This is a genomic window from Desulforegula conservatrix Mb1Pa (assembly GCF_000426225.1).
Taxonomy (GTDB): domain Bacteria; phylum Desulfobacterota; class Desulfobacteria; order Desulfobacterales; family Desulforegulaceae; genus Desulforegula; species Desulforegula conservatrix.
In genome coordinates this window covers 23,464-36,163 of the sequence record NZ_AUEY01000024.1, presented here as the reverse complement: position 1 = coordinate 36,163, position 12,700 = coordinate 23,464, and the positions used below count along the sequence as shown (strand labels likewise).

Annotated in this window: 8 protein-coding genes; 3 read left to right on the top strand and 5 right to left on the bottom strand. The window is 45.3% G+C overall.

The genetic code is table 11. The features are described 5' to 3' along the window. Positions 1–213: 213 nt before the first annotated feature. From gltA to K245_RS0110490, 5 genes are all read right to left on the bottom strand, one after another. Entirely contained in the window at positions 214–1,623 is a 1,410-nt protein-coding gene (gene gltA / locus K245_RS0110510) for an NADPH-dependent glutamate synthase (RefSeq protein ID WP_027359263.1), read from the bottom strand. A 116-nt stretch (positions 1,624–1,739) separates the two neighbouring features. Further along, complete coding sequence (locus tag K245_RS0110505; protein ID WP_027359262.1) at positions 1,740–2,579, bottom strand: sulfide/dihydroorotate dehydrogenase-like FAD/NAD-binding protein; 840 nt, start codon at positions 2,577–2,579, stop codon at positions 1,740–1,742. 167 nt (positions 2,580–2,746) lie between these two features. Beyond that, positions 2,747–3,493 (bottom strand): enoyl-CoA hydratase/isomerase family protein, encoded by a 747-nt coding sequence (locus K245_RS0110500; RefSeq protein WP_027359261.1) that lies wholly within the window; start codon positions 3,491–3,493, stop codon positions 2,747–2,749. Positions 3,494–3,763: 270 nt separating this feature from the next. Beyond that, positions 3,764–5,569, bottom strand: coding sequence for an acyl-CoA dehydrogenase (locus tag K245_RS0110495; protein WP_027359260.1), 1,806 nt, complete (start codon positions 5,567–5,569; stop codon positions 3,764–3,766). 190 nt (positions 5,570–5,759) lie between these two features. Continuing rightward, positions 5,760–6,518, bottom strand: a complete 759-nt coding sequence (locus K245_RS0110490; RefSeq protein ID WP_027359259.1) for an SDR family oxidoreductase — start codon at positions 6,516–6,518, stop codon at positions 5,760–5,762. Positions 6,519–6,757: 239 nt separating this feature from the next. Here K245_RS0110490 and K245_RS0110485 point away from each other — a divergent pair, with 239 nt between their 5' ends. The 3 genes from K245_RS0110485 to flgK all read left to right on the top strand — a co-directional run bounded on the left by K245_RS0110485 (position 6,758) and on the right by flgK (position 12,692). Next, positions 6,758–8,332, top strand: a complete 1,575-nt coding sequence (locus tag K245_RS0110485) for a sigma-54 interaction domain-containing protein (protein ID WP_027359258.1) — start codon at positions 6,758–6,760, stop codon at positions 8,330–8,332. 488 nt (positions 8,333–8,820) lie between these two features. Then, positions 8,821–9,315 (top strand): flagellar export chaperone FlgN, encoded by a 495-nt coding sequence (gene flgN, locus K245_RS0110480; RefSeq protein ID WP_027359257.1) that lies wholly within the window; start codon positions 8,821–8,823, stop codon positions 9,313–9,315. A 2-nt stretch (positions 9,316–9,317) separates the two neighbouring features. Continuing rightward, positions 9,318–12,692 (top strand): flagellar hook-associated protein FlgK, encoded by a 3,375-nt coding sequence (gene flgK / locus K245_RS0110475; RefSeq protein ID WP_027359256.1) that lies wholly within the window; start codon positions 9,318–9,320, stop codon positions 12,690–12,692. The last annotated feature ends 8 nt before the right edge of the window (positions 12,693–12,700 follow it).

Sequence of the window (12,700 nt, the reverse complement as noted above, 5' to 3'; positions counted from 1 at the left end):
TTCTTCTCTGAAAAATTGCCTTGTATGGTTAAATTGCTGTAAAAAAGGCCAATTCGTAGGTCGGATTAGAGCGTCCTTTGCTCGTAATCCGACATTGTTCAAAATGCTGCGGGTCGCTTTTTTGAAAAAAAGCTCCGCAAAAAACTTCATTGTTTGTTGTAATAAGCTTAAACTTTTTGGTGGTGTGGTTTTTTCAAAAAGTCTCCACACCTTTTAAAAATCGCCGCCGCTCAGATACTCATCAATGGAATCAGCGGCTCTTCTTCCAGCGCCCATTGCTTCGATTACCGTTGCCTGACCAGTTACAATGTCTCCGCCTGCCCACACAGCCTTTTTCGATGTCTTGCCAGTGGCCTGATCAGCAATGATATATCCGTATTTGCTTAATGCTATGCCAGGCTCTTTTTTGGCGAGAATCGGGTTTGCTCCTGACCCGACAGCAATCACGGCCAGATCGCATTCGATTATGTATTCTGAGTTTTTTACAGGTACTGGTTTTCTTCTTCCTGATTCATCAGGCTCGCTCAGTTCCATTTTTATACATTCCATGCCAGAGAGAAATCCGTCCTTGTTTCCAACGAATTTTGAAGGAGCAGTGAGAAGAACAAACTCAATGCCTTCCTGTTCAGCATGGTGGATTTCTTCTTTTCTTGCGGGCATTTCAGCCATTGACCTGCGATAAACTATTTTTACGCTTTCGGCTCCAAGCCTCATGGCTGTTCTTGCCGCATCCATGGCGACATTACCAGCGCCCAGAACAACCACATTTTTCCCAGAAGGAGCAGGAGTGTCATAGTTAGGATCGTAAGCCTTCATGAGATTGGTTCTTGTGAGGTATTCATTGGCTGAACACACGCCAACGAGGTTTTCCCCCGGAATCTCCATGAATTTTGGAAGCCCTGCGCCCACAGCCACAAAAACAGCGTCAAAACCTTCTTCAAAAAGCTCGTCAATTGAGGAGGTCAGGCCTATGACCGTATTGCACTCTATTTTTACTCCAAGATCTTCAATAAGTCCGACTTCTGCTTCAACGATTGACTTTGGAAGCCTGAATTCAGGGATTCCATATACAAGAACTCCGCCTGTCTTATGGAAAGCCTCGAACATGGTCACATCATGGCCTTTTACAGACAGATCTCCAGCCACAGTTAGCCCGGCAGGGCCTGATCCCACAACAGCAATTCTGCTGCCTGTAGATTTATCTTTTTTTGGAAGCTCTATATTTCCGCTTTGTCTTTCAAAATCAGCGAGAAATCTTTCAAGACCGCCTATTGAGACAGATTCGCCTTTTTTGCCAAGAATGCATTTGCCTTCACACTGGTTTTCCTGGGGGCATACCCTTCCGCAAATAGCAGGCAGAGCATTTTTTGCCCTTATTCTCCTGACCGCTCCGCTGAAATCCTTGTTTTTGATTAGGTTTATGAATTCAGGAATCGGAACTCCCACTGGGCATCCTTCAACACAAAGAGGCTTTTTGCACTCAAGGCATCTTGAGGCCTCCATGACCGCCATTTCAGGCGAAAAGCCAAGGGTCACTTCCTCAAAATTTTTTCTGCGTTTTTCAGGAGCCTGTTCAGGCATTTTCTGTCTGGGTACTTTCCTGGGCGAATCTTCTTTCTTCATAATAGTCCGGCCTCCGGCAGGTCGCTTTTTTGTAAAAAAGCTCCGCAAAAAACTTTATGATTTTTTTGTAGGGTGCGTGGGGAGCTTTTTACAAAAAGTTCCCTGTTTTTTTATCTTCATACGGCAGCATCAAGATTGCACTTATGCTTTTCGAGCGCTTCTTTTTCTTCTTTCCCGTAAGCTCTCAGTCTTTTTGCAAGATCGTCGAAATCGACCTCATGGCCGTCAAATTCAGGGCCCTCGACACAGGCGAACCTAGTCTTTCCTCCGACCGTCACCCTGCATCCTCCGCACATTCCTGTTCCGTCGATCATGATGGGATTGAGGCTGACTATGGTTTTTATGCCGTATTGTCTTGTCATATCTGATGCAGCCTTCATCATGGGAACTGGGCCGATGGCAACTACTATGTCAGGTTTTTCTGTCTCAAGTATTTCCTTCAGAGCATCCGTTACAAAACCCTTTCTGCCAGCAGATCCGTCATCTGTGCATATGATCAGGCTGTCAGAGATTTTGTCCATCCTGTCTTTCAGAATCATATGGCTTTCAGATCTTGCCCCAAGAATAGTCGTCACATGATTGCCTTCGTTTTTCAGCGCCCGGGCTATGGGGTGAAGAACCGCTGTTCCAGTCCCTCCTCCTATGCAAACAGCTTTTCCGAAGTTTTCAAGGTGAGTTTCCTGTCCAAGCGGGCCTATCACGTCCTGATAACCCTGGCCTTTTTCAAGGGTTCCGAAAAGAGCCGTTGATTTGCCAATGGCCATAAAAACTATTGTTATTGTTCCTTTTTCAGGATCAACATCAGCCATTGTCAAAGGGATTCGCTCGCCTGTTTCGTTTGCCTTTAAGATAACAAACTGTCCCGGCTTTGCCTTGGCCGCAATTTTCGGGGCCTTGATCTCGTGCAGAAATACATTTCCTGCTGACATTGTTTCTTTGTGAACTATTTCAAACATGATGCCGCCTTAAAAATTGATAATCCTGTATAAAATCAGAACACACGGCAAAGAAAAAAGCTCCATATGCAAGGCGCGTGAGTTCGAAGGAATGAGGAGTAGCTTTTCATACTCCGCAATGACTGAGAACGAGGAGCAACGCCGCAGATGGGCTTTTTACGAAGCCGTTATGGGGTCATCCTGTACGTATATGCTATCATCATCTGATTCCTGTCCTCCATCTGGAGACATGCCTCAAGGCTTGCCGCATCAAGATTGGCGTTTATAGCCTCCTTGGTCATTCTTATTCCAAGAGGATTTTTCGTCATCATGACCTTGGCAATCTCTTCTGCAGTTTCCAGCATCTTTTCCTTTTGAACAACCCTGCTTGCAAATCCAAGTTCTTTGGCATCCTGGGCTGTCATCCAGTTTCCTGTTAAAAGATATTCATTTGCCCTGCCTGAACCAATAATTCTTGGGAGGAAATAGCTGGAAGACATATCAGCTCCGCCAAGGCCTATATTTATGTAAGCTGCCGAAAAGCGGGCATTCTCAGCCAGAATTCTGATATCAGATGCCATGGCGAGGGAAAATCCTATTCCAGCCGCAGATCCGTGTATGCAGGAAATGATGGGCTGGGGGATTCTTCTCATGGCGAGAAACAGTCGGGACATTCTTGCCTGGGCATTATATGCGTCCACAGGCTTCATAGCCATTATTGCCGGAGCATAAGTTTCAACATCAAGGCCAGCGCAGAAACCTTTTGCGTCTCCTCCGTCGAGTATGATTACGCCAACGCTTTCGTCATACATTTTTTCCCTTAAAAATGTTTCGAACTCATCCACCATCTGTAGGTCAAAAGAGTTATATTTGTCCGGCCTGTTCATTGTGAGATAGCCGATTCTGCCTTCAGTTCTGAATTTGAATTTTTCCATTTATATATACGCCTTTTTACCTGGATATCTGGTTATGCCTCAGGCGGGTCGCTTTTTTGTAAAAAAGCTCCGCAAAAAACTTTAAGATTGAGTCTGTTGAGTGAATGATGTCCTTTCATTCATCTTACCTCATAAGGGTTTTTCTAAAATACCCATTCATAAAGTTTTTGAGGGGTGTGGGGACCTTTTTACAAAAAGTTCCCCGCGTTCTCTATTCAATTATTGTATTCAAGACGCCAACGTAGTTGCCGCTTGAATGTGGAATGAAAATCAATCGCTAAAATGCCTTGTTTCCATCTCCATGGTCAGCGGATTTCCGTCTGTCAGGCGTGTTGCGAGACCTGATATCTTGACCAGTTCGTATGCGAAAAAATATCTGCAAGTGAATATCTTGCCTTCGTAAAAGGAAGTTTCGGATTTCGAAGGATTCTTTTCCAGGGCTTTTGCGGCAGCCGTAGCCATTAAAAGCCACTGCCATCCGACTGCTATGCTGCCGAACATCTCGAGATAAAGAGTCGCATCCGCAAGAAAAACATCGGGTTTCCCGCCCATGGCTATTCCCACAAGATGCATGGTGACATCCTGAAGATTTTTAATCGCATCTTCAAGCTGCTTTGCAAGAGGCTGGAGCTTGGTGAAATCCTTTGCCGCTGAAATGGCTTTATTAACTTCTTCAAGATAAATGGCCATGGCCTTGCCATTCTTCATGATGGCTTTCCTGCCAAGAAGATCCATTGCCTGGATTCCTGTTGTGCCTTCATGAATTGTATGAATGCGCATATCCCTGAAATGCTGCTCTACAGGGAAATCCTCGCAATAGCCATATCCTCCGAAACACTGGATGCTCTGGCTTGTGGATAAAATGCCCATTTCAGCAGGATAGGTTTTTGCTACTGGTGTCAGAAGGTCAAGGAGGAGATGCCATCTTTCCTTTTCCTCGGCGCTTGTAATTTCGCACATATCTTCGTATCTGCTGCATTGAAGAATCAGTGAAAGTGATCCTTCAACCACTGATTTCTGGAAAAGAAGCATGCGTTTAATATCTGCATGGCGAATTATTGGAAGCTGAGGAGATGCAGGATCTTTTGATGTCAGCTCGCGTCCCTGGAGCCTGTTTTCTGTGTAATCGAGGGCAGAATAGTAAGCGGCTGATGCTATTGCTGCTGCACCCAGGCCAACTTCAAGCCTCGCTCCGTTCATCATCTGGAACATATAGCCAAGGCCCTTGCCCGGTTCTCCTATAAGATAGCCCTGGCAGTCGTCTTTTTCACCAAATACAAGTTCTGTGATCGGCGCGCCTCGATATCCAAGTTTATGGAAAACCTGGGACACAGCCACGTCATTGGCTTCGAGTTCGCCCTTTTCAGTCAGTCTTTTTTTAGGAACGACAAAAAGGGAGATCCCCTTGACTCCGGCAGGCGCTCCGTCAATTCGTCCGATAAGAAGATGCACGACATTCTCAACGCAGTTGTGATCTCCGGCAGATATGAATATCTTCTGGCCCTTTATTTTATAGTGGCCGTCTGCCGTTGGATAAGCAGTGGTTGCGATATCAGCAAGGGAGCTTCCTGCCTGGGATTCTGTCAGCGCCATTGTTCCCTGCCATTTGCCGGACAGAAGATTTGGTACATATTTATTTTTGAGGGTTTCTTCACCGAATGTTAGAATTAGTTTTGCAGCTCCCGCGCTCAGGCCCATGTAAACGCTTCCTGAATAGTTTGCGGCGCAGAAGATCATATTGCAGCAGTTTGCAATAAGTATAGGAAGCTGGTCACCTCCGTGTTCTGCCTTGAAGGTTGCTGATATCCAGCCGTTTTCACCGAATTCCCTTATTATAGCCTTAACCTGGGGGTGAACAACTATCTCTCCGTTGTCAAGCTCCGGCGGCTTTCTGTCCATTTCAGTAAAAACAGGGTTTAATAGCTTGGTGCCTATTTTCTGGGCAGCGTCAAGAATCATGTCGCAGGATTTTTGGGTGTGGCCGTTGAAATACTGATGTTGAACAAGTTCTGATATATTGAATACTTCATTCAGCATGAATTTTATATTGCGCATACTGACATATTTTGAAGCCATGGTTTTCTCCAGTCGTTTATAGATTCCCGGATTATTTCCAGGGAAATTATTTATTACAGCCTGTTCGTTTGCCTTCTGCCCGCAAAATATTGCCCGCAGAGAGACCCTCTTTTATCAGGCTCTCTCCGCGGGCTGCGGGGAGGGTTGTCGCAGCGCAGACTGCCAGGTGGTGCTTTTGAAAAAGACCCTGCTAAACTAACAAACCGCCATCGCAAACAAGACAGCTTCCTGTCGTATATGATGAAGCATCTGAAACCAGGAAAAGAACCGCTCCTGCCATTTCACTTGGCTGGGCTGCTCTGCCCATAGGGATCTGGCTTGTCACATATTTTGATATTTCAGCATTGCCTGTAATGGCTGATGCGAATTTAGTTTCAGTCAGGCCTGGGAGAAGGGCGTTGACCCGGATATTTTTGGCAGCAAGTTCTTTTGCAAATACATGGGTCATGGAGATCATGGCTGCCTTGGTTACTGAATAAACACCCTGGAAAGCTCCTGGTCTTATACCGTTCACTGACGCCACATTTACGACGGCTCCGCCGCCGCCTTTGACCATTAGGGGCACTGCGTACTTAATCATGAGGAAAGGGCCCTTGAGGTTCACATCAAGGGTTTTGTCCCAGATTCCTATGTCAGCGTCTATCATCTCTCCGAAATGAGGATTTGTGGCTGCGTTGTTGATGAGTATGTCGAGTCTTCCGAATTTCTCTTCAACTGTCTTATAAAGAGCTTCGATCTGATCAGGATATCCGGTGTTGCAGGCAATGATATCCGCCTTGCCGCCGCTTGCCCTGACTTTCCCTGCTACTTCTTCAAGGCCTTCTGTTTTTCTGCTCACAAGAATGCAGTGCGCTCCGTATTTTGAAAGGAGCATTGCAATTGCTTCGCCTATGCCTCTGCTTGCGCCTGTGATGAGGGCCACTTTGTTTTCGAGTGCGAATTCTTTCATTTAATCTTCTCCCCAAGAAGGATTGTTTTAAGAATTATTTGTCTGATTTCCATTTTGATTCTGCTTTATTAATCCAATATTCGTGCCAGTTTGATATTTGTATAAAATTCAATAATATAAGATATTGCCTTGTTGTTTTCTGTTAAATATGGCAGATAATATTTTGTATTTGATAATTCTGTTTTATTTGACAGTTGTTTTGCTCAGTTTGAGTTGAATCTGTTTAGGAATGATATTTCATGCTTCCGGAAGAAGAAAAATTCATAAGCGAAGTCACCCTTTGCCTCTACAGCAGTCTCAATATTGAAGAGGCTCTTTACGAGACATTCAAATATCTCAGCAGATATTTTCCGCTTGAGCTTGCCCATATGTTTATCTTCGACACCACAAAGGGCAGTCTGAGATATCTTGCTGTGGCTTATGGCAAGAGAGGGGTTTTGATAGACGAGAGTGTCCAGATTTCTGAAGCGTCCATTATGGAGGTGAGGGCATCAGTGATAACCCCTGTGACTGTTTTTACAAAATCCGGAAGTCCCGTGATCCGGGAGATTTTCGAGCATTTTCAGTCAACTTCAAGATACATGATTTTCAGCGAAGAAGAAGATCTCTCAGCCCTTGCCATTCTTTTTGATATTGGCCAGCCACTTGTCGGCGGATTCGGACTCGTGGCAAAAGGCGGTGATGTTTATAATGACGAGCACAAAAAATATCTCGCCATGATCCAGAGACCTCTTGCAGGGTCTGTTTTGAACCTTCTTCATCACAGGGAATCCGTATGCCTTAATGAACGTCTTGCCAGTGAAAAAAGGGGCCTCGAAGAAAAATTAGGGCATATTTCAGCAGGAAGGATAATAGGCGCGGAAACCGGACTAAAGGAAGTTGCTGATCTTGTAAGAAAGGTCGCTCCGCTTGGAAGTCCTGTGCTAATCACAGGCGAGACAGGGGTAGGTAAGGAAATTGTAGCAAACGCCATTCACCAGAGTTCAGGTCGTGAAAGCGGCCCCATGATAAGCATAAACTGCGGAGCAATTCCTGAAAGCCTAATAGACAGCGAGCTTTTTGGGCATGAAAAGGGTGCTTTCACAGGTGCCACCTCTTTAAAACGCGGATATTTTGAACAGGCTAATGGCGGAACTATTTTTCTCGATGAAATAGGCGAACTGCCCCTGGCTGCCCAGGTAAAGCTTCTTCGTGTTCTCCAGACAATGGAGTTCCATCGGGTCGGCGGCAGCAGAACAATTTCGGTTGATGTAAGGGTGATTGCGGCCACAAACCGTGATCTTAGAGAAATGGTCAGAAAGCACGGTTTCAGGGAAGACTTGTGGTTCAGGTTGAATGTTTTTCCCATAAAAATTCCGCCGTTAAGGGACAGAAAAAATGATATTCCAGCGCTTGCTGAATATTTTGCTCTAAGAAAAGCAAGGGAAATGAATCTTCCCGTAAATCCGGGATTCGCATCAGACGCCTTTTTCCAGCTAATGGCATACGACTGGCCCGGAAATATTCGCGAGCTTCAGAATGTAATAGAAAGGGCTCTCATAATCAGCAGAGGCAGGCCGCTATCGTTTTCAGGGCTTTCGGGAGAAATAACAGGGGAAACAAAATCTTCAAGCGTGGCGCAACTTCCTGTGCCCGGCTCTGTTCAAACCATTGATGTTCTTCTCCGCAGCCACATAGAAAGAACTCTTGAGCTTACAAAAGGACGCATTGAAGGCGAAAATGGCGCTGCCCTTCTTCTTGGCGTAAATTCCTCTACCTTGAGGGGCAAGATGAGGAAACTGGGGATTAAGATAGAAAAAAAGGTTGAAAGATAACACCGAATTGTTTGAACTATACGTCTTTACTAAAGCTCTCTGACAAGGTCGCAAAAAGTCCAATTCCCGTCATTCCAGCCCAGGCTGGAATCCATAACTTTCTGAAAATACAAAGATGCCGGATAAAGTCCGGCATGATATCGATGCCTTTTGGGGACTTTTTGCGAGTCCATCAAACCTTTCGCTTATTGATTTTTTTGGGTCAAAGGGAACCTTGCCGGAATATTTTTCCCCGGACTTTGAGAATATGAATTCATTAGTTTTGTTTGTGTTTTGAATATCATATATTTTCAGTAAGTTATATGTTTAATATCTCTGGTCTGGGCATGGCACACTCCGTGCATTTCTACTTTCAAAAATATCTGCGCTGTTTTGGAATGCGAAGCTGAAATCTTCAGGGAATAATTAATAAACAGTATTTTTTGAGCAGCTTCCGGCTTCAGAAACCTGGAGCAGATTCCGAAATAATATAAAATGGAGGTGCCTATATGGAAGATATTATGAACAGAGTCGAAGACCGACTCAGAAAGAAGCACGCTGTCTACAAAAATCTTGTTGAGATACTTGAAAAAGAGTCTGAAATACTTAAATCAGCAGATCCTGGTGAGCTTTGGCGCATGTCAGCACTCAAGCATGATGCTGCCAAGAAAATAGAGATTTTAAGGAAAGAAATTTTAGGCGATCTGGACACAATAGCTCCTGAACATGGCATGATCCCTGGAAGATTTTCAAGCGGAAAGATCGTTGAATTCGTATCAAAAGAAGCCGCAGATCGTATTGCTCCTCTTTGTCTTGATATTGAAAAACTGAAGAAAGCAGTTTTTGATCTCTCTGTTACGAATGTGAAATTCACAGAAGAATATCTGCAGGTAATCGAACAGCTTGTAGCTGTTTTCGCAGATGCTGCATCAGGTTCCCAGGGCTACAGGCCAAGCAGCAACTCAGCTAATTTAAGTGGAGCCATTTTTAGAGCGAGGGTATAGCCATGAGCGGAATAGGTGCCACACTAAATATAGCCAAAGGCGCAATAGCAGCACAGCAATACGGTATAAACGTAACAGGTAACAACATTGCCAATGTAAACAACTCAAGTTACACCAGGCAGGTTTTGCCGCATACGAACAATATTACCGTACAATATGGCGGCCTGATTTTCGGTACAGGTGTGGATACCCAGAATGTCAAACAATATTCTGACCAGCTCATGGAAAACAGACTCATGGATCAGAAATCCCAGATGTCCCTGTATGAACAGTCGGAGTCATATATGAAGGTGCTTGAAGGGCTTTTGAACGAAGGAACCGAGAGCAGTCTCAGTTATATGAGCTCAGAGTTTTGGAATTCCTGGCATGACCTTGCGGATAACCCTCCAGGCTCGTCCGAGAGAATCGGTGTTTATCAGAATGGAATCAGGATAGCCCAGGGCCTCAATTCCATCAATTCCCAGCTTTCCCAGATAGAGACTGATCTCAGTCAGGATATCGAGTCTTCTGTGGGTGAAGTTAACAGGCTGACAAAGGAAATAGCAAATATAAACGGCCAGCTTGTCGCTCTTGAACACGACGGGACAGCAAATGACCTGAGGGATAAAAGAAACGGGCTTCTCAGCGACCTTTCAAAAATTGTTGACATAAATACATTCGAACAGCCTTCTGGCGGCCTTATTGTAACAACAGCAAATGGTTTTCAGCTTGTTAACGGCCCTTATACATACGGTCTCAAGATGGAAGAAGGAAATGTCACATGGGAAGGATCATATGGCGGGAGTGTTGATCTTACAGACAAAATAACAGGCGGGAAGATGGGCGGGCTTCTGAATTTGAGGGAAGAAATAATCCCCAAGTACAGGGACGAGATAGACATTTATTCCAAAGAACTCATGTGGCAGATCAATTATGCCCAGAGTGGGGGAGCAGGCACAGACTATTACGGAACTGACATGGAAGGCGTTTATGAAGCCGGCTCTGATGGCCTGATAAGCACCCTCTCATTTGGCAGCAGGATAGACTACAATCAGGACAATACAATATGGGTGCGTGACACAAGAAACGCTTCAACATCCTATTCTCCATATGAAACCAATATGGGCATTTCAAATGCTTCGGTAACCAACTGGACTGGCACCGGAACCATAGACGCAGTGGACGCCCCTCCATATCAGTACAGATTTACAGTCACAACAGGTGGCGTCGTGAATGATGAGGCAAATCCTTATGATCCTAGGATCACATGGGAAAAGCTCAATACCCAGGGTGTTGTCATAAAATCTGATACTATTCCTATTAATAAAGGAACAATCACAGTCGATGATGATCCTCTGGCGATTCCTCCCGTCGCGGGTATTAGCTTTGACATAGGTTCCGGGGAGCTGGTTGAAGGCAATGTAATGACGGTCAATACCGATGTTAACGCAAATTCTGTTCCCCTCGGATTTGCAGCAACTGGCAGGGCGGGCAGCATTAATGATACATATAAATTTACAGTAAAAAATGCGGGTGTAAATGAATCCGACATCACTGGCAGAATCGGATACGAGCCTGTTACCATAGAATGGCAGAGCACTTTTTCAAGCGGGACATTTACAATTACGCCCCAGGACCCTCCTTATCTTCCTCTTTATGTCGACGTGGACGGAATGAGGATGGAGTTTAACGGAGGATCTGTGGTTGAGGGTGATGTTTTTACACTTGCGACAAACGAACAGGGTGTTCCCGAAATTAATCCTGTACCTGGTAATCTTCCCACAGACTGGCACTGGACAATGAATTCTTTCAGGGATCAGTTCAACAGGGATGTAAAGGGCGTGGAAGCGGTTGTGACGAGCGACATGCGTTTTAAGCTTGAGCCTGAGATTGACGGATATGAAGTCGATAATATAAGGTCTACAGGAGGCATAAACAAGGATTACACGAATATTAAATATGAGGATTATTCAGCTTTTAAAGATGCTGATACAAATATTCAGCTTTCAAGAAGTGCTGGCGGTGTCTGGAGTCTTGGCGGGATAACATCTGACAAATATCTTGGGGCTAAAATTGTTCCGGCTCCGCTTGATCTTGCGCCTGTCGGCCCTGCTGGCACAATAAACTCGACTTACACCTTTACTGTGGCAACCGGCGGAGTGATAGGTACTGATCCTGTTACAATCAACTGGACAAATGGAACCATAGGCGGCGTTATAAACCTTACTGCCCCACTTGGAGCGGCACCAGTTATTGATGGCATGACCCTTAATTTCAATTCAGGAGCTCTTTATAAAGATGATGTATTTACAGTCGAAACCGATGCCCTTGGCGCTCCAACCCTCGCGTCCACTCCACTTGACAAAGGATTCGGGATAGATCTCTCGGGCGACGGCGGTGTGGATATGATGGTTAGTTTTGATACGCCCATAGAAACAGCCGGAACCTATACCTTTGATATCCAGGCTGACAAGGGCGAGTACGCATTCAATTTTTCAGATGACAAGTCAGGGGATTCGGGGATATATGCGGCTCTCGGCCTGAATACATTTTTTCAGGGTGATGATTCCATGACCATAGAGGTCAACAAGCTTATGGCCACAGTAAGCAATATCGGCGCAAGCCGCGTAGATGCCATGGACAGAACAGGGATTACGTCCGACGTTAAGATTGCGGCTCCTTTTACGATTGCAGCCGGAGTAAATGACCAGATAGTATTTCATGAAGCTACAGGCGCGGAAGTAACCGCCACAATAAAACCTTCTCTTGCTGGCGGCACTTACACCACAGACGCTGACATGGATGTTCTTGCCGCAGATATTGAAAAAGCACTAGAGTCGGTTTCTTTGAACCGTCTTGATTACAAGGTTTCATTTGATGCCGAAAGCAGGAAATTCAGGATCACAGAGGAGAGAAGCAGCAACGAGATCGGCTTCACCCTCCAGTGGAACAAGAGCAGTGCGAGAGAGGCGCTTGGGTTTAACGACCAGGACGACGTTTATACTCCTCCGACCGGAGTTACGGAAGGCGCTTACGGATCTGCGGACAACCAGAATGCCCTGGCATTGTCTGATCTTCAGAATAAGACCATAGACATGGCCAGAAGAACTTATATCAGGGGCGAAGTCGCTAATTCGGAATCAGTAAACGCCTCCCTTGACGGATTCTACCAGGGGATGATCGGTTCCCTTGGAACCCAGTCCGCGAGTATATCAAGGAGCAAGGATTTCAATATATCCATGGTTCAAAAGCTTACAGAGACAAGGGATTCACTTTCAGGGGTTTCCCTTGATGAGGAAATGGTCAATCTCATGAAATATCAGCATGCATATTCAGTTGCCGCAAAGCTTCTGACAACATGCGACGAAATGCTGACAACGCTGATTGCCATTAAGTAGGGAGGGGA

Bases quoted from the DNA above. Each gene is read 5' to 3' on its own strand.
- gltA (WP_027359263.1), bottom strand. From the start codon at position 1,623: ATGAAGAAAGAAGATTCGCCCAGGAAAGTACCCAGACAGAAAATGCCT.
- K245_RS0110505 (WP_027359262.1), bottom strand. From the start codon at position 2,579: ATGTTTGAAATAGTTCACAAAGAAACAATGTCAGCAGGAAATGTATTT.
- K245_RS0110500 (WP_027359261.1), bottom strand. From the start codon at position 3,493: ATGGAAAAATTCAAATTCAGAACTGAAGGCAGAATCGGCTATCTCACA.
- K245_RS0110495 (WP_027359260.1), bottom strand. From the start codon at position 5,569: ATGGCTTCAAAATATGTCAGTATGCGCAATATAAAATTCATGCTGAAT.
- K245_RS0110490 (WP_027359259.1), bottom strand. From the start codon at position 6,518: ATGAAAGAATTCGCACTCGAAAACAAAGTGGCCCTCATCACAGGCGCA.
- K245_RS0110485 (WP_027359258.1), top strand. From the start codon at position 6,758: ATGCTTCCGGAAGAAGAAAAATTCATAAGCGAAGTCACCCTTTGCCTC.
- flgN (WP_027359257.1), top strand. From the start codon at position 8,821: ATGGAAGATATTATGAACAGAGTCGAAGACCGACTCAGAAAGAAGCAC.
- flgK (WP_027359256.1), top strand. From the start codon at position 9,318: ATGAGCGGAATAGGTGCCACACTAAATATAGCCAAAGGCGCAATAGCA.